13 protein-coding genes and 2 pseudogenes are annotated in these 17,257 nt (G+C 71.1%); 10 read left to right on the forward strand and 5 right to left on the reverse strand.

The window, feature by feature from the left end; all coding sequences use genetic code 11:
* From ACFHWT_RS30135 to ACFHWT_RS30175, 9 genes are all read left to right on the forward strand, one after another.
* Positions 1-1,580 (forward strand): SDR family NAD(P)-dependent oxidoreductase (locus ACFHWT_RS30135; protein WP_416598041.1); only part of this gene is annotated, 1,580 nt, incomplete at its 5' end.
* Positions 1,581-1,585: 5 nt separating this feature from the next.
* Positions 1,586-6,307 carry a beta-ketoacyl synthase N-terminal-like domain-containing protein gene (locus tag ACFHWT_RS30140; RefSeq protein WP_416598042.1) on the forward strand — a complete coding sequence of 1,574 codons (4,722 nt, stop codon included), beginning with the start codon at positions 1,586-1,588 and terminating at the stop codon, positions 6,305-6,307.
* Between the two features lie 59 nt (positions 6,308-6,366).
* Entirely contained in the window at positions 6,367-6,681 is a 315-nt protein-coding gene (locus ACFHWT_RS30145) for an acyl carrier protein (protein WP_416598043.1), read from the forward strand.
* A 2-nt stretch (positions 6,682-6,683) separates the two neighbouring features.
* Positions 6,684-7,571, forward strand: a complete 888-nt coding sequence (locus ACFHWT_RS30150; protein WP_416598051.1) for an alpha/beta fold hydrolase — start codon at positions 6,684-6,686, stop codon at positions 7,569-7,571.
* 26 nt (positions 7,572-7,597) lie between these two features.
* Positions 7,598-8,560 (forward strand): sulfotransferase domain-containing protein, encoded by a 963-nt coding sequence (locus ACFHWT_RS30155; protein WP_416598044.1) that lies wholly within the window; start codon positions 7,598-7,600, stop codon positions 8,558-8,560.
* Positions 8,561-8,610: 50 nt separating this feature from the next.
* Positions 8,611-10,485, forward strand: coding sequence for a hypothetical protein (locus ACFHWT_RS30160; RefSeq protein ID WP_416598045.1), 1,875 nt, complete (start codon positions 8,611-8,613; stop codon positions 10,483-10,485).
* A 16-nt stretch (positions 10,486-10,501) separates the two neighbouring features.
* A complete protein-coding gene (locus ACFHWT_RS30165; RefSeq protein ID WP_416598046.1) occupies positions 10,502-11,512 on the forward strand; it encodes an alpha/beta hydrolase family esterase in 1,011 nt (336 codons plus the stop codon).
* A gap of 11 nt (positions 11,513-11,523) precedes the next feature.
* A complete protein-coding gene (locus ACFHWT_RS30170) occupies positions 11,524-12,774 on the forward strand; it encodes an ABC transporter ATP-binding protein (RefSeq protein ID WP_416598047.1) in 1,251 nt (416 codons plus the stop codon).
* Positions 12,771-13,616 carry an ABC transporter permease gene (locus ACFHWT_RS30175; protein WP_416598048.1) on the forward strand — a complete coding sequence of 282 codons (846 nt, stop codon included), beginning with the start codon at positions 12,771-12,773 and terminating at the stop codon, positions 13,614-13,616. The genes ACFHWT_RS30170 and ACFHWT_RS30175 overlap by 4 nt, the downstream gene beginning before the upstream one ends.
* A 49-nt stretch (positions 13,617-13,665) precedes the next feature.
* On the opposite strand, the pseudogene ACFHWT_RS30180 reads toward ACFHWT_RS30175, so the two are convergent.
* Positions 13,666-14,128: pseudogene (locus ACFHWT_RS30180) on the reverse strand (amidohydrolase family protein).
* Here ACFHWT_RS30180 and ACFHWT_RS30185 point away from each other — a divergent pair.
* The gene (locus ACFHWT_RS30185) at positions 14,127-14,429 is read left to right on the forward strand and encodes a hypothetical protein (protein ID WP_416598053.1); all 303 of its coding nucleotides are present in this window, start codon (positions 14,127-14,129) and stop codon (positions 14,427-14,429) included. The pseudogene ACFHWT_RS30180 and the gene ACFHWT_RS30185 sit on opposite strands and share 2 nt — an antisense overlap.
* Before the next feature lie 413 nt (positions 14,430-14,842).
* Here the strand turns inward: ACFHWT_RS30185 and ACFHWT_RS30190 are convergent.
* From ACFHWT_RS30190 to ACFHWT_RS30205, 4 genes and pseudogenes are all read right to left on the reverse strand, one after another.
* Positions 14,843-15,100: pseudogene (locus ACFHWT_RS30190) on the reverse strand (zinc ribbon domain-containing protein); the annotation flags it as partial.
* Positions 15,101-15,142: 42 nt separating this feature from the next.
* Complete coding sequence (locus ACFHWT_RS30195; RefSeq protein ID WP_416598049.1) at positions 15,143-15,490, reverse strand: group II intron maturase-specific domain-containing protein; 348 nt, start codon at positions 15,488-15,490, stop codon at positions 15,143-15,145.
* Between the two features lie 30 nt (positions 15,491-15,520).
* Positions 15,521-16,159: a reverse transcriptase/maturase family protein gene (locus ACFHWT_RS30200; RefSeq protein ID WP_416598052.1), complete on the reverse strand. Its 639-nt coding sequence runs from the start codon at positions 16,157-16,159 to the stop codon at positions 15,521-15,523.
* A gap of 3 nt (positions 16,160-16,162) precedes the next feature.
* A complete protein-coding gene (locus ACFHWT_RS30205) occupies positions 16,163-16,570 on the reverse strand; it encodes a hypothetical protein (RefSeq protein WP_416598050.1) in 408 nt (135 codons plus the stop codon).
* Between the last annotated feature and the right edge of the window lie 687 nt (positions 16,571-17,257).

Below are 17,257 nucleotides of genomic sequence, written 5' to 3' on the forward strand. Positions count from 1 at the left end.
AGTTGGTTCGGGCGCGGACGGTGCGCACGATGGTGGCGTGGTTGGCCGAGAAGATGGCGGCTGATCAGGCACCCGAGGCGGCACCGGCGGCGTCTCCGGCATCGCCGGCCGGGTCCGGCCCGGACAACGGTACGGCCCCACGTCGACTCGTCGCCCGGCCGGTTCCCGCCACCGGCGCGGTCGTCGCGCCAGAGGCGCTGGCCGGTACCCGGTTCCTGATCACCGGCGGGTCGCCGGCCCTGGCACCGCTGGCCGAGCAGCTCGCCCAGCACGGCGCGGCAGGCGCCACTGGCTCGACCCACGCCGGTGGGTCGGACCAGGTGGCCGGCTACGACGGCGTGATCATCCTGGACGGGCTGAGTGACAGCGGTGGACCGCTGCTGCCCGGCATCTTCCCGTTCATCCAGCAGGCCCTCGCGGCGGGTGTGCGGTGGCTGGTCGCTGCCGGCACCGCCGGCCCGCGTACCGACGGATTCGCCGGCCTGTTCCGGACCATCAGCCGGGAGTACCCGCAGATCTCGGTGACCTATCTGGAGGTACCGGCGGGCGCCGACCACAACCAGCTTGCCACCGGCCTGGTCACCGAACTGCTCAGTGGCGGACAGACCCCGATCGTCACCTGGTCGGCAACCGGCCGGCAGACCGTCGACCTGGCCGCGGTCGACCTCGGTCCGCTCGCCGCAGGCGGTGCCGGCCCGGCCGGTGACGGTGTCGCCGAGACCCAGGCGATCGGCCTGGACCAGGACTCGGTGGTGGTGCTCGTCGGTGGCGCCCGGGGCATCACCCCGTGGTTCGCCCGTACCCTGGCCGCCGCCAGCCGGTGCCGCATCGAGCTGGTCGGCCGTACCCCACTGCCGCAGGAGGCGGAGTCCCCGGCGCTGGCCGCCGCGGTGGACAAGCCGGCGTTGCGGGCCGCCCTGGTCGCCCAGGGGATGCGCGCACCGGCGGAGATCGACCGTACGGCCACCGCGATCCTGGCCGCCCGCGAGGTCCGCGCGACCCTGGAGGAGCTGCGGGAACTCGGCAGCCAGGTGCGCTACCACAGCCTCGACGTCACCGACGCCGACGCCACCCGGCAACTGCTCAAGGAGATCCAGGGCGAGTACGGCCGGATCGACGGGCTGGTCTACGCGGCCGGCCGGATCGAGGACAAGCTGATCGCCGAGAAGGACCCGGCGTCGTTCGACCGGGTGTTCCAGACGAAAGTGCAGGGTGCGGTGACGGTGCTCGACGCGCTGCGCGACGGCGCCGATCCGCGCTTCGTGGTGCTGTTCGGCAGCATCGCGGCCGCGTACGGCAACCGGGGCCAGAGCGACTACGCCGCCGCCAACGACGCGCTCGACCGGATCGGCGGCCGGTGGGCGGCCGGCACCGGGGTGCGCTGTCTGACCGTGCACTGGGGGCCGTGGGCGCCTGGCTCGGTGCACGGCGGGATGGTCAGCGCCGAACTGAGCCGGGAGTACGCCCGCCGGGGCATCGACCTGATCGATCCCGAGGAGGGCGCGCTGAGCCTGCTGCGCGAGCTGGCCTGGGGCGACCCGGCGGTCACCTCCGTGGTCTACACCGCCTCGGGATGGTGAACCAGATGTCGGACCTGACTGACCCCCACCAGACGATCGCCATCGTCGGCATGGCGGCGCTGATGCCCGGCGCCCCCGACCTGGACGCCTACTGGCGCAACCTGGTCGACGGCGTCGACGCCATCACCGACGTGCCGGCGCACCGCTGGGACGAGGAGTTCTACGATCCCGACCAGGCGCACCGCCCTGACCGGATGTACTGCCGGCGTGGTGGGTTCGTCGACGACCACGCGAGCTTCGAGCCGCTGCGCTTCGGCATCATGCCGACTTCGATCGGCGACATCGAGCCGGACCAGCTGATCACCCTGCAGGTCGCGGCCGCCGCCATCGACGATGCCGGTGGCCAGGACCGGCTGCCGGACCGGGACCGGATCGGCGTCCTGCTCGGCCGGGGCGGGATCCTGAGCCCGGCACAGGCCCGCTACGCCCAGCGGGTCCGGATGTCCAGCCAGGTCATCGGCATCCTCAAGGAGCTGATCCCGGATCTGCCGCCGGAGAGCCTCGACCGGGTCCGGCGCAAGTTCGACGAACGGCTCGGCCCGCAGCAGCCCGAGGGCACGATCGGACTGGTGCCCAACCTCGCCGCCTCCCGGGTGGCGAACCGGTTGAACCTGCGGGGTCCGTCGTACACCATCGACGCCGCGTGTGCCTCGTCGCTGATCGCGGTCGACCAGGGCATGACCGAACTGCGGGCCGGCCGGTTGGACGCGGTGCTCGCCGGCGGTGTGCACCACGTGCACGACATCAGCTTCTGGTCGGTGTTCAGCCAGCTCCGGGCGCTGTCCCGGCAGGGTGAGATCCGTCCGTTCGACTCGTCGGCGGACGGTCTGCTGATCGGCGAGGGCACCGGGATCGTGGTGTTGAAGCGCCTGGCCGACGCGCTGGACGCCGGTGACCGGGTGTACGCGGTGATCCGCGGCAGCGGCGTGTCCAGCGACGGCCGCTCGGCGAGCATGTTCAACCCGGCGAGCAGCGGACAGTCGCTGGCCATCCGGCGGGCCTGGCAGTCCACCGGCCTGGATCCGACCGCGCCGGATGCGCTCGGCCTGCTGGAGGCGCACGGCACCGGCACGCCGACCGGGGACGCCGCCGAACTGGTCACTGTCGCCGAGGTGTTCGGCGGTTACCAGGGCGGCCCACGGCCGGTGATCGGCTCGGTCAAGTCGATGATCGGGCACACCATGCCGGCGGCCGGGATCGCCGGCCTGATCAAGGCGACCCTCGCCGTGCACCGGGGCGTTCTGCCACCCACCCTGCATTGCGGGCAGCCCCGCGAGGAGATGGCCGCGACCCGGTTCGCGCCGATCGCCGCCGCCCAGCCGTGGGAAAGCGACGGACCACGCCGGGCCGGGGTCAACGCGTTCGGCTTCGGTGGGATCAACGCCCACCTGATCATCGAGCAGCCACCGTCCGCCCCGTCGGCCTGGGCGGCCGTGCCGAACGGTACGGCCGGGCAACCGGCCCGCCCGGCCGCCGTCGAGGTCGAGGAACCGGACCAGGTGCTGTGGTTGGCCGCCGACGATTCGGCCGGCCTCGCCGCGCTGCTGGACCGCGACGATTCGCTGGTACGGCGTGAGGGTGCCGCGTTCGCCGACGGCCCGCAGGCCCACGCCGCGCCGCCGTGCCGGATCGGTGTCGTGGACCCGACCGACAAGCGGCTGGCCACCGCCCGCCGCGCGGTGGGTCGGGGAGAGCCCTGGCGAGGTGCCCGGGACATCTGGTTCACCACGGCTCCGCTGCTGACCGCCGGCGGCAAACTCGCGTTTGTCTTCCCCGGACTGGAGGCCGAGTTCACGCCGCGTACCAAGGATCTGGCCGCGCACTTCGGGCTGGCGGACCGCGAGTGGTCCGCCGCCGACCTGGGCCGGCACGGTGCCGGCCTGATCGAGGTCGGCAAGTTCCTCGACGAGGTGCTCGGCCGGATCGGGATCCGGCCGGACGCGGTCGCCGGGCACAGCATCGGCGAGTGGTCCGCCGCGGCGGTGACCGGGCAGGTCAGCACCACCGACATGGACGGATTCCTGAAGCTGTTCGACGCCGACTCGGTCGCGGTCTCCGGCTACGTCTTCGCCGCCGTCGGTGCCGGCGCCGACCAGGTGACGCCGGTGCTCGACAACTATCCCGGAGTGGTCCTGTCCCACGACAACGCGCCCGCGCAGTCGGTGGTCAACGGCCCGGAGGAGCAGGTCGACCGGCTGATCGACGAGCTGCGCCGGCGTAACGTGTTGTGCCAGAAGCTGCCGTTCCGGTCGGCCTTCCACACTCCGGCGTTCGCCGACGGGCTGCGGTCGATCGGCGTCGCCCTGCAGTCCTGGCGGGTGCATCCGACCACGGTTCCGGTCTGGTCGGCGACCCTGGCGGCACCGTTCCCCGCCGACGAGCAGCAGGTCAACCAGATATTCGTCCGGCACATGATGGAGCCGGTCTGGTTCCGGCAGTTGACCGCCGCGATGTACGACGCCGGGTTCCGGGTCTTCCTACAGGTCGGCGCGGGACAGTTGGCGTCGTTGGTCAGCGACAACCTGCGCGGGCGGGATCATCTCGCGATGCCGGTCAACGTGGGTCACCGTACCGGTCTCGATCAGTTGCGCCGGGTGGCCACCGCGCTGTGGGTGGAGGGCGCGGCACCGGACCTGCGGGCGCTGCGGCCACCCGCGCCGGCTGCCCCGGCGCCGGCTGCCCCGGCGGCGCCGCCGCGCCGGGGTCCGAAGGTTAAGCTGGACCTGGGCGGCCCGTTGGTGCGTCTCGGGCCGGGTGCCGACACCCTGCTCGGCCTGGCCGACCTGTCGTCGCACCGGCCCTCCGGTCCGCCGGTCGTCGAGGTCGCACCGTCGGCAGAATCCAGGCCGCCGGCCGCCGCCGAGCCGCCGGCCGCCGCCGAGCCGCCGGCCGCCGCCGAGCCGTCGGACGGTTCGCTCACCGTGTTGCACCGGCTCGCCGGACGGTCCAAGGCCGCCGCCGAACTCGCCGCGCTGCTACGGGACACAGCCGACGGCGCGGTGACCGTGCTGGACGCCGCCACTCGACCCGCCAGCCCGGCTCCGGTGTCCCCGGCCGCGCCGCCCCGGCCGGTCGCCGTACCGCCGGCTGACGCCCGGCCGGTCACCGTACCGGCCGCAGCCGGGCCGACCAGGTCGGCGCCGACGTCGAAGGCCCCCCTGCCGCCGCGCACCGAGATCGCCCGGACCACGTTGCGGGTCTCCGTGCAGACCATGCCGTACCTGCTCGACCACTGCTTCTTCGTGCAGCCGGACGACTGGCCGAACCCGGAGGACCGGTGGCCGGTGGTGCCGGCGACGACCGTCGTCCAGCACATGATGGACGCCGTCGCGCAGGCCGTCCCCGGTCTGCGGGTGGTCGGCGTGCGCGACGCCCGCTTCAACCGGTGGACCATCGCGGCACCGGCGCAGGACGTCGAGATCGTCGTCCGGTCAGCCGGCCCGGACTCGTACGCGGTGAACTTCGGCAGCTTCGCCCGGGCGACGGTTGACGTAGCCCCGGACTATCCGGCCCCGGTGAGCGCACCGTGGACCCACGACCCGGCCACCGAGACCGCTCCCCGGATCAGCGCCGAGGAGATGTACGCGGAGCGGCTGATGTTCCACGGTCCCCAGTTCCACGGGGTGACCACGGTGCACGCCCTCGGCGAGATGCACGTACGCGGGGTGGTCACCGCGCCCGTTCCGCCGGGTGCCCTGCTGGACAATGCCCTGCAGCTGATCGGGAACTGGCTCATCACCACCCAGCCGATGCGCACCGTGGCGCTACCAGTGGGGCTCGGCCACGTCCGGTTCTTCGGCCCGCCGCCCGCGCCCGGCACGGCGTTCGAGTGCGTCGCCAGGGTCCGGTCGATCGACGACGCTCAACTGGTCGCGGACACCCAGCTGTCCGTCGACGGCCGGGTCTGGGCGCAGATCGACGGCGCGGTCGACCGTCGATTCGACAGCCATCCGCAGGCACGGCCGGCCGAACGGTTCCCGGAACGTCACCCGATGTCGGTCCGTCAGCCGGAGGGGTGGACCGCGGTGTTCGACTGCTGGACCGATCTGGTCACCCAGTCGATGGCCGCGCGGGGCATCCTCGGCACCGCCGCGTCCGCCGACTACGAGCGGCAGCCAGGGAAGACCCGCAAACAGTGGCTGCTCGGCCGGATCGCGGCGAAGGACGCGGTGCGGTTCCGGCAGTGGGACGCCGGGCACACCGACGTGTACCCGATCGAGTTGACCATCGCCAACGACCCGAACGGCCGGCCGCGTGCCGACCTGCGTCCCGGCCGGGACCTGCGGGAGTGCGACCTGTCCCTGGCACACTGCGCCGAAGCCGCCGTGGCGATCGCCGGCCCGGCCCGGTCGACGCCGGACGGCCCCGGCGTCGGTATCGACATCGTCGAGGTCACCGACCGGCCGGACAGCACGGTCGACTACGCCCTGTCCGGTGCCGAGGTCGCGCTGCTCGACCAGGTCAGCGCCGGCGGCGACCGGGGGTTCTGGTTCGCCTGTTTCTGGGCGGCCAAGGAGGCCGCCGGCAAGGCAGAAGGGACCGGGCTGGACGGAGCGCCCCGCCGGCTACGGGTGGTCGCCGTCGACGCCGGCACCCTGCTGGTCGAGGTTCCCTCCGGCAGGTCATACCGGGTCACCTGCCGGAGCCTGGAGAACCCGCCCGACCTGCCGCAGCGACGCTACGTCGTTGGTTGGACCTGGGGCCCGGAACCTGCCGGGCAAGCCTGACCTGGCCCGATTGACCTGCCGAGAAAGCCGATCGACGTCCTGACAAGGAGACCCGCATCATGCCCGCCGACCACGACACCATCCTGACGGAGATCTCGCAGATGCTGCGCGCGGTGCTGCCCGGCATCGATCCGGACGAGGAGATCACGATGGACACCAGCTTCCGTGACGACCTGGAGATGGAAAGCATCGACGTCATCTCGCTCGCTGGGCGGCTGCAGGCCCGGTACGGCGACTCGGTCAACTTCGCCCAGTTCGTCGCGGCGCTCGACGTGGACTCGCTGCGCGCGCTGCGGGTCGGCGAACTGGTCGAGCACATCTCCGCCGCGCTGGACAGCCCGCCGGCCAGCGTGGCGCAGGTGGCCGGCCAGTGACGATGATCCAGGTCAACGGCCTGGTGACGCATGTCCAGGAACTCCCACCGGTGGCTGCCGACGCGGCCGCCGGGGGAGTGGCCGCCGCTGCGGATGCCGGCCCAGGCGGTGAACCGGATGTCGAACCGGCGGCCGAGTCGTCGGCCGGCCGACCGGTCGCGGTCCTGATCCACGGTATCGGGCCGGACAGCCTGGCCAGCTGGTATCTCAGCCTGGCACATCCACTGGCCGACGCCGGATTCCGGGTGATCATGTACGACCTGCGGGGCCACGGACGGACCGAGCGGCCGCCGGCCGGCTACCGGATGGAGGACCTGGTCGACGACCTGGCCGCGCTGCTGGACCGGCTCGGCGTCGACGCACCGGTGCATCTGCTGGGCAACTCGCTGGGGGGGTCCATCGCCTTCGGGTACGCGGCCCGCCATCCGGACCGGGTCGCCTCGCTGGTCGCGGTGGAGTCGGCCCCGGCCACCGCCCAGTGGCTCGCCCGGGTGGGCCGTCAGCTGGACCGGGCCGCGCAGCCGGACGGGGACGGCGAGCCACCGGCGCTGACAACCCGCGGGGGTGAGCGGGGTGCCCGGTACGCCGCGGCGGTCCGCAGGCTCGTCGCCACCACTACCGCCGGCCGGGACCTGCCGGCCAGCACGCCCGCCGACCCGACCGCGGTACGGGCGATCACCTGCCCGGTGCTCGGCGTCTTCGGCAGTGACTCGTCCGCCGTCGATCTGGCACCGGCACTGGTGGAACTGCTGCCGCAGACCGAGCTGGTGGTGGTCCCCGGGCACCGGCACGCGGTGCTGGTCACCGCCCGCGACCAGGTCCGCCGGCAGGTGCTGCCCTGGCTCGCCCGGCAACTCGCCGACACCGGTCAGCCCGCCCTGCGCGGCTGACGAGTCGTTTTCACCAGGAGGTTTCGATGCAGTTCGAGGCGCCCGGACGGGCGATCATCATCAGCAGCGGGCGGTGTGGTTCCACCCTGCTGTCCGACCTGATCGTGGAGGAGCCGGCGACCCTGTCCGTCCAGGAGTTCTTCATGGCCACCCCATCGTGGGCGAAGGCCGGGGAGCCGATCACCGGGGCGGCGTACTGGCAGGTGCTGAGCAGCCCGAAACCGGAACTTGCCACGCTGTTCGCCATCGGCCTGCCGCCGAAGGAGGTGCGCTACCCGGCGGACGGCAGGTGGGCCGGCAACCTGACCGAGCTGCCGCAGCTGCTGGCGATCACCCTACCGAAGCTCACCGACGACCCGGACGGCCTGTTCGACCGGCTCGCCGGGCAGGTGCCGGACTTCCCCGAGCAGCCCTTCGTCGACCACCACCGGATGTTCCTGGACCTGCTCACCCGGTCGACCGGCAAGCAACGCTGGGTGGAGCGGTCCGGCGGGTCCAGCCAGATCGCCCCGCATCTGCTGCGGTCGTTCCCGGACACCCGGATCGTCTATCTGACCCGCAACTGGGCGGACACCGCGCGGTCGATGAGCCGGCACTCGTCGTTCCAGCTCATTCAGCTGCGGCTGGAGTTCGTCTCCCGGTGCGGCGTGGACCCGTTTCGGATGGGCCCGGACCAGCAGGTGCCGGCGGAGCTCGAGCATCTGCTGCCCGGCCGGATCACCGCCGACCTGCTGCGCGAGCGGGGCGAGGACAGCACCCGATACCTCGGGCTCTGCGCGTTCATGGCGGCGCAGGCCGAGCAGGCGCTCGCCGACAATCCACCGGCGCACCTGCTCACCATGACCTACGAGGATCTGGTCGCCGACCCGGAGCCGCAGCTGGCCCGGCTCGGTGAGTTCCTGGAGTTCGACGACCCGTCCGGTTGGGCCCGACAGGTCGCCGGCCGGGTGAGCAAGGGTGGCGCGGTACGGCAGACCGCCGCCGTGTGACCCGGAGCCATCCCGCACCAGCCAACCACAGTAGAGGGAGAGAGTGTTTGATGCGTAGGTTGCGCCCATCAGCGAGCCGGCCGGTCGCCGCCGCCGTGCTCGCCGGGCTGCTTCTGGCCGCCGGCCCGGCCGCCGCCGCACCGGTGGCCGGTACCGAGTCGGCAGCCACCACCGACGGCAGGCACGGTGGACACCACGGCGGGACCCGCTACCAGAGCACCTTGTTGGCCAAGGCGCCGGCCGACGAGTGTTTCGTCGACATCGGTGTCGACTACCCGGCCGGGCCGCCGTGCGAGGCCGGCCAGCCCAAGGTCAACCAGTCGTACGTTTGGGGGCTCACCCGCTACAAGCACCGGCTGTGGTTCGGCACCGGAGCCAACATCAACTGTATGACCAGCGGCAACAATCTGCGCAACACGCAGCCGACGCGCAACGACGACTGGGTCTGCGAGTACGGTCAGAGCGAAATTGCCCGCCGCAACCCGCAGTTGCCACCGACCCTCGGCGACCACCGCACTCCCCGGCTCTACACGTATGACACGAGAAGCCGACAGATGATCGAACGCACCGATGCGGTCCGCGCCGCCTCGGCGGACGACGCGAACCGGTTGACCACCACCGCCGGTATCCGGGCGGCCGGTAACCACCGCGGCGTAGTGCTGCTCGGCGGCCCCGCGCTCGGTGCCACGCTCAACATGTTCGCGTTCGACGCTGACACGGGTGCCTTCCTCGGCTCGCGCAACTTCACCGAGTACGGCAACATCCGGCATTTCCTTGTCGCCGACGGCGAGCTCTACACCGGCGTCGGGGTGGGCCCAAATGGCGGTGAACGTGGCCTCGTGCTGCGCTGGACAGGCAGCAAGGCGGACCCGTTCAGCTTCACCGAGGTGGCGAACCTGCCGGCACAGGCGGTGGACCTGACCGTCCATCGAGGTCGAATCTTCGTTACCACCTGGGTAGGTGTGGAGGCCGACGTGGCCACCACGGCCGGTCCGGTGTCACCCACCGCGGACATCGCCGACATGCCGACGGCTGACGACCCGAGCCCGCCGAACGTCGCCGGGGTCTGGATGAGCCCGAAACTGTCCGAAAACGGGCCGGGCCTGGACGGCCGCGACGCCGACAGGTGGACCCGGGTGTGGAGCGTGCTGGAGTACGAGCCGGATCCGGTCATCGCCCGTACGTACGGGTTGGGCGGGCTAGCGTCCTACGGTGGCTACCTCTACTGGGGCACCATGCACGTGCCCTTCAAGGCGACGACGGTGCACCTGGCGGCGTACCCGCCGACCGACGAGCAGGGGGTACGGGACTCGGTACGCAACACCCAGCGCGCCATTGGCATCTTCCGGGGCAGCTTCAGCCACGGCCATCATCACGGCCACGGCCAGCGTGGTGGCGGCCACGGCGACCGCGTCGACCTGCTCTACGGTGCCAGTGAGCTACCGGCCTACGACCCGGCGGCCGGCGTGTGGGCCAGCACGTCGACCGGGTACACCCCGCTCTACGGGGCGTCCGGGTTCGACAACCCGACGCTCAACTACACCTGGAAGATGATCGTCGCCGGTGGCCGGCTCTATGTCGGCACGATGGACTGGAGCTACCTCGCGAAGGAGCTGCAGCAGGAGGAGCCGGTGCCGCCGGCCGATGTCGCCCGCGGTGGTGACGACGACGATGAGGAAGAGGACCTGGCCTTCGGCGCCGACCTCTGGGTCTTCGAGTCGCCGCACCGGTCGGCCAAGAAGGTGGACAACGCCGGGCTCGGGAACTACCTCAATTACGGCGTCCGTAGCATGGTGGTGGACGGGCCCACGGTATATCTCGGTATGGCCAACCCGATGAATCTGCGGACAGATCCGACAGATGACGTCCCTGAGGGCGGCTGGGAGTTGATCAAATTGACTCCGAAACACCACCACCACCACTAAGAGAAGCAGGTGAGCGATGTCGCGGTTCCGGCGCCGGTCGGCGGTTCTGGTTGTCACGGGAGTCCTCGGGGCACTCGTCGCAGGCTGCACGTCGGCGCCGGACCCGGCACCGCCGACATCGGGCAGCACCACCCCGCCGGCCACGGACGGCGGGGTGGTCGCCCCGGTCGACACCCCGCCGGTCGGCTCGTCGGCCGGGTCGATCACCGTTGACGGCTACGACCGGACCTACCGGGTGTACCGCCCGGCCGGGGTCGCCGAGACGACGCCGGTCCCGGTCGTCGTCATGCTGCACGGTCTGCTCGGCAGCGGCCGGCAGGCCGAATCCTGGTACGGCTGGAACGCCGTCGCCGATCAGCACGGCTTCGTGGTGGTCTACCCGGACTCCCGCAACCGGGCCTGGGCGGTGACCGAGGAGTGCTGCGGCGCTTCGGCGCGCGACGGTGTCGACGACGTGGGGTTCGTCCTCACCCTGGTGGAGTCGCTCGGGCAGCGGCTTTCCTTCGACCCCGACCGGCACTATCTCGCCGGCATGTCCAACGGCGGCATGCTGGCCTACCGGATCGCCTGCGACAGCTCGACGTTCGTCGCGGTGACCGGGGTGGCGACGACCATGCTCGGTGACTGCCCGGCCCCGGAGCCGATCTCCGTGCTGCACATCCACGGCACCGGCGACGAGACGATCCCGTACACCGGTGGGCCGGGCAGCCGCGACGGCGCCGGCAACGGCCGGGTGCCGGACAAGGCCGACGGCCCCGCCGTGCCGGACCTGGTGGGCCGGTGGCGGCAGATCGACGAGTGCGGTGCCGCGCGGACCACCACCGAGGGCGGTGTCACCACCTCGGTGGCGGACTGCGCCGCGGGTCGCGGCGTCACCCTGATCACCATCGATGGCGCCGGGCACCAGTGGCCCGGCTCCAAAAAGACCGCCGCGGGCCGGCTGCTCGGCCTGGACCCGCCTTCCACCGAACTGGATGCCACCGCGACCAGTTGGCAGTTCTTCGCCTCGCACCCCAGACCCGCCTGAGCAGGAGAGAGATGTCCAGTACCGGCACCCACCCGTTGGTCGACGGTCCGGCCGCCGATGCGGCCCCGGCCGCCCCGGGACCGGCCGGCCCGCCCGGCTCCGGCCCGGCGGTCGAGGTCGTCGACCTGGTCAAGCGGTATCCGGGCCAGGACCGCAACGCCATCGACTCGCTGTCGTTCGCGGTCCGACCCGGCGAGGTTTTCGGCCTGCTCGGGCCCAACGGTGCCGGCAAGTCGACCACGGTGGGCGTGCTCACCACGACGATCCGGGCCAGCTCCGGCACCGCGCGGGTGGACGGCGTCGACGTCGTCCGGCACCCGGTGGCGGCCCGGACCCGGTTCGCCGTGGTGCCGCAGTACAACAACCTCGACCGGGCGTTGACGCCCCGGCAGAATCTGCTCAGCCACGCCGCGTACCACGGGGTGCCCCGGGCCGAGCGGCACCGCCGGGCCGACCGGCTGCTGACCGAGTTCGGCCTGGACAAGCAGGCCGATTCGCGGGTCGACTTCTTCTCCGGCGGCATGTCCCAGCGCCTGATGATCGCCCGGGCGCTGATGCACGACCCCAGGGTCGTCTTCCTCGACGAACCAACCAACGGGCTGGAGCCGCAGGCCCGGCTGCTGATCCGGACCCGGATCCGGCAGCTGCGCGAGCGCGGGGTGACCGTCGTGCTGACCAGCCACGAGATGACCGAGGTGGCGGAGCTGGCCGACCGGGTGGCGATCGTCGACCACGGCCGGCTGCTCACCCTGGACACCCCGGCCAACCTGGTACGCGGGGTGGCCGGTCGGGCGGTGCTGGACCTGGCCCTGCGCCCCGGCCCGGGCGACGGGGCGACGGATCTGCTCGCTGCGCTCACCGCGCTCGACGGCGTCCGTACCGGGGAGGTCACCGCCGGCGGTGCCGCGGCCCCCGGTGCGGCGGGCCGCAGCGGTCCGGGGCTGGCCGGGTTGGCCGCCGATCCGCGGATCGCGGCCCGGATCGCCGCCGCCAGGTCCGATCCCCGGAAGGCGGCGAAGCTCGCCGCCGCCCGCAACGACCCACGGTTCGCCGCGTTGTTCGCCGCCGCACCGGCCGCCGCGGCCGACGGACCGGCGGGCGAGATCCGGCTGCGGCTGCAGCTCGACGCCGACCCCGCCGCCGTGCTCGGTCCGGCGTTGACGGTGCTGACCGGCCGCGCGGCCCAGCTGACCGACGTGCACATCGGCAAGCCCGGCCTGGAGGACATCTTCCTGAGCCTGACCGGTAAGGAGATCCGATGAGCCTGACCGAGGTCACCCCCGTACCGTCGTCGGACGCCACCGCGCCGTCGGCACCGGCCGCGCCACCGCGACCACCGGTGGCGCGGGCCTTCGGCGCGATCCTGTGGCGGGACCTGTTCGTCGCTGGCAAGGACATCTGGTTCGTCCTCGCGCAGGTGCTGATGACCCCACTGTTCATGTTGTTCATCTTCACCCAGGTGCTGACCATGCAGGGCATCGTCGGCGCGGGGTTCGCCGACATCCTGCTGCCCGGTACGGTCGCCCTCGCCACCTTCACCACCGCGCTGCAGAGCGTGGCGGTGCCACTGGTCAAGGAGTTCGGCTTCACCCGGGAGATCGAGGACCGGCTGCTGTCGCCGCTACCGACGGCGCTGGTGGCGGTCGGCAAGCTGATGGTCGCCACGCTCCGTGGCCTGTTCGCGGCGGTGGTGGTCTATCCGCTCGGCGCGCTGGTCGTCGGGTCGGCGCCGGGCGGCTGGTCGGCGCTCCCACTGTCGTTGGTGGTGGTGCTGCTGGCCGGCTGGGTCGGTGCGGCCCTGGGCATGACCCTGGCGACGGTGCTGCCGTTGCAGCGCATCCAGGCCACCTTCTCGCTGTTCGTCACCCCGATCATCTGGACAGGGTGCGTGCACTATCCGTGGCAGCGGCTGGCCGAGATGCCGTGGTTCCAGGTGGCTACCGCGGCGAACCCGATGACGTACGCGGCGGAGGCGCTCCGCGCGGCGATGGCGCCACACGTCACCCACCTGCCGATCGGCCTGTGCCTGCTGGTCCTGTCGGGGGTCGCGGCAGCGGCCACCGCCGCGGCGTTGCGTGCCTTCGCCCGACGCGCCGTGCGGTGACGTCACGCCACGCGTCGGCGGGCGGGCGGCTACCCGGCGGCCCGCGTGGTCAGCCGATCCGGTAGACTCGGCGGGCGGTGTCGGCGAAGACCGCCTGCCGGTGCGGTTCGGACAGCTCGGCGCAGGCGGCACGGACCACCCCGAGCCAACGACGGTAGCCGATGGTCAGCGTGGCCACCGGCCAGTCCCCACCGAACAGCCACCGGTCCGGCCCGAACTGGCGTAGCGCGTGGTCGAGGTAGGGCAGCAGATTGTGACCGAGCCAGCCACGGGACGACTCGGTGGCCAGCCCGGAGAGCTTGCAGACCACGTTCGGCAACTGCGCCACGGGCCAGGTCGTCGCGCCACTGGGCGGTGTCGCCGACGGCCACCGGTGGTTTACCGCGATGGTCCAGGACGAAGGTGACCTCCGGCACCCGGGCCGCCAGTGCTGTCACCTCGGGCAGTTGGTGGTGCCGCACGCAGAGGTCGAAGCTGAGCCCGGCGTCGCCCAGCAGCCGGACTCCGGCGATGAAGTCGTCGGTGGTGGTGAAGCCGTCGGCTTCGTCCTGGAGGTTGCGGCGTACCCCGGTGGCGGCGCAAGGCGGCGGTCCTTGCGCCGGCGTCGGCGCCCCGCTCCAGCGGCACGTGGGCCACCACCGCCCGGAGCATCGGCCATTCGGCGGCGAGCTGTTCGACCCAGTCGACCTCGGCGTCGGCGGCCGCGTCGGCCCGGCCGGCCTCGACGAACACCACCGCTTCGAGGTGGAATCCGCCCGATTTGAGCCCGGTGGTGGCGGTCGGGAGGTCCGCTGGCAGGTAGCTGCGCCGTAGCCAGGGACCTGCGCCAGCCACGGGTAGTCGAGCAGTCGCGGATCCCACAGGTGCAGGTGGGAGTCGACGACCGTGACCGGCGGGTCACCAGACTGGTCGATCGTTGTCGATGGCACGCTGCTCCGTCGGACGGTCGGTGGACAGATCCATCCTGTCGCAGCCGGATCTACGGGGAAAGAGCTGTCGGTCCGGCTGCCGTGGCGCGCCACGGCAGCCGGCCAGCGCCACGGCAGTCGGACCGCGTCCCGGCAGTCGGACCGCGTCCCGGTCGAGAGGTCAGCCAAGCTTTGACCCGACTGATCCGGATTTACCGCCTCAACCGACGATTTATCAAGTTACCGTCGGTTGACGTGCTGGGCGGGAGAGGCGGCCTCGACTTCCTCCCCGCCCTGAAGGAACGGGGATTCCCTTGGTCACCCTCGGGTTTCCTGTTTCACCGACGACCGCCCCGTCCGAGAGGAGGACTCCCGGTGAGGTCTTGCACCGCCTCCACAGGCAGTCACGGAGAGCCCCTCCGCGAGGATGTTGCGGGCCGCGTTGACGTCCCGGTCGTGGGCCTGCCCGCACCGGCAGGTCCACGACCGGACGGCCAACGGCATCCGGTCAGCCAGTTCGCCACAGCCCGAGCACAGCCGGGTCGACGGGAACCAGCGGTCCACGACCACCAGGTCCCGGCCGTAGTGAGGTCGGTCCGGGGCGCCACCTCGTTGTTCTCACCAGGCGGATGGCCATGGGCTGGGGATCTGCGCCCCGCGATATCGGTAACGCGTGGTGGACACCTTCGCGGGGTTGAACAGCGATCCACGTTCCGTGACCGGCCACCAACCACCGCGGCAGTAGATGCGGCGGATGGTCTTCCAGTTGGCCTTGAAATGTTTGCGCCGCGCCCAGCGGATCACCGTCTCCCACGCATAGTGGGACAGGTATTGGAACGTGGCGCTGGACACTCCGGGCCGGAAGTATGCACACCAGCCTCGCAACACGGGATTCAGCTCCCGGAGCAGGGCTTCAAGTGGCATATTGGCGTTCCTGCGGCAGATCGTCCGCACCTTGGCCACCACGGCCTGCACCGACTTCTTGGCCGGATAGGTCTAGACGTACCGCTGGGCAGTGCCCTTCTTCTGGTGACGCTGGATGCGCCAGCCGAGGAAGTCCAGCCCTTCGTCGATGTGCGTGATCTTCGTCTTCTCCACCGACAGGCGCAAACCAATCGGAGTGAGGGCTTCTGCCACCTGGTCGCGCAGGTCTTTCGCGTGGTCACGGTCACCCGCGACCAATACCAGGAGATCGTCGGCGTACCGGACCAGCCGGAAGTTCGCCTTCCCCTGACGTTTGCGTTTGGCCCGCTCGCCCTGGGCGGAGTTCGGCCCTCCTGGGGCCTGGGCGATATGCTCGTCCAGGATCCCCAGAGCGACGTTCGCCAGCAGCGGCGACAAGATCCCGCCCTGCGGAGTGCCGGTGTCGCTGCCTCGCAGCGCGCCGTCCTGCTCCAGGATGCCCGCCTTGAGAAACGCCTTCACCAGGCTCAGGACCCGCTTGTCTCCGATCCGGCCACGGACTCGGTCCATCAGAGCCACGTGATCGATCATGTCGAAGCATGCCTCGATGTCGCCCTCGACTACCCACTCGTAGTGATGGGAGGCGAAATGACGGCTCTCAGCGATCGCGTCATGAGCCCGACGCCCGGGACGGAACCCGTAGGAACACGGGAGGAAATCCGCCTCGAAAATCGGCTACAGCACCAGCTTCAGGGACGCCTGCACCACCCGGTCCGCGACGGTCGGGATACCCAGACGGCGCCACTTGCCATTCGCCTTCGGGATCATCCGTTCCCGCACCGGAACCGGTCGGAAACTGCGGTCCTTGAGTTGCGACCGCAGCTGGGCAAGGAAACCCTCAACACCCAAGCCCGCTTCGACCATCACGACGGTTCGGCCATCGATCCCAGCCGTACGGGCTCCCTTGTTACTCCGCACCCGATTCCACGCAACCAACAACAACGCGGGATCGGTGACGAGGTTGAACAGGTCGTCAAACCGTTGATGAAAACCGTTGGTCGCCCAACGGTGCAGCTTGGTCTGAATACCCAGTACCCGCAATTCGGCCCGGTACAGCGCCGATTTCAGCTCGTCGATATTCACCGGCGACCTCCTGGCATTCCAGCATCCTCCCTGCTGACTTGCTGGCTCCCTTCGCCATGTACACGGCTCTCCCGCGCTCGGACTACTACGGAGCCTCCGTCCCGCCTGGTGACCATCAGCCGGCGATGGGCCTGTCCCCCGCACGGGCCGGCTGCCCGGTCAAGGGACGATCATCAGGCGGTTCCCACGTTCACTGCGCAACCGTTCGACCAGCACGGCACCCGGCTTTACCCCGACAGCATCACCACGCCTACGCCGCAGACATTCAGCATGGTCTCCGCAGCAACTAACCGGACACTGCTAGGGAGTCGGACCCTTGACTGGAGAGGGTTCCGCGCGCTGCACACCAGCCCATATCCACCAGGTTCGAGCTGGTACAAGGATTACAGGGCTTCAGCCACCGGTTCACTCGCGTTGTACCTTCTGGTCTCGCTTGCCGGACCCGCATCGTCTGGCAGTGCCGACACGTCCCGACGTTGTCAGGGCTGCTTCCCGCCTTCCCCGGCATCCCCCGGATCAGACTGCCCCCAGCTTCTACGCGGCTGCTGCGACAGCCACACGACGGCGGTCTCTCACCTCCGCACGGTTACTCAGCGCCTCGTGGCGCACCCAGTGCGCCTTGTACTCCAGCATGGTGCGGAACTGCCGCCAGGCCGCGTCCGAGATGGCGCGGGCCAGACTGTGGTT

It is taken from the genome of Micromonospora sp. LOL_021, from assembly GCF_048060215.1.
In the GTDB taxonomy this organism is placed as follows: Bacteria; Actinomycetota; Actinomycetes; order Mycobacteriales; family Micromonosporaceae; genus Micromonospora_E.

Excerpts from the sequence above, each read along its gene's own strand:
- ACFHWT_RS30140 (WP_416598042.1), top strand. The coding sequence starts at position 1,586 with ATGTCGGACCTGACTGACCCCCACCAGACGATCGCCATCGTCGGCATG.
- ACFHWT_RS30145 (WP_416598043.1), top strand. The coding sequence starts at position 6,367 with ATGCCCGCCGACCACGACACCATCCTGACGGAGATCTCGCAGATGCTG.
- ACFHWT_RS30150 (WP_416598051.1), top strand. The coding sequence starts at position 6,684 with ATGATCCAGGTCAACGGCCTGGTGACGCATGTCCAGGAACTCCCACCG.
- ACFHWT_RS30155 (WP_416598044.1), top strand. The coding sequence starts at position 7,598 with ATGCAGTTCGAGGCGCCCGGACGGGCGATCATCATCAGCAGCGGGCGG.
- ACFHWT_RS30160 (WP_416598045.1), top strand. The coding sequence starts at position 8,611 with ATGCGTAGGTTGCGCCCATCAGCGAGCCGGCCGGTCGCCGCCGCCGTG.
- ACFHWT_RS30165 (WP_416598046.1), top strand. The coding sequence starts at position 10,502 with ATGTCGCGGTTCCGGCGCCGGTCGGCGGTTCTGGTTGTCACGGGAGTC.
- ACFHWT_RS30170 (WP_416598047.1), top strand. The coding sequence starts at position 11,524 with ATGTCCAGTACCGGCACCCACCCGTTGGTCGACGGTCCGGCCGCCGAT.
- ACFHWT_RS30175 (WP_416598048.1), top strand. The coding sequence starts at position 12,771 with ATGAGCCTGACCGAGGTCACCCCCGTACCGTCGTCGGACGCCACCGCG.
- ACFHWT_RS30185 (WP_416598053.1), top strand. The coding sequence starts at position 14,127 with ATGAAGTCGTCGGTGGTGGTGAAGCCGTCGGCTTCGTCCTGGAGGTTG.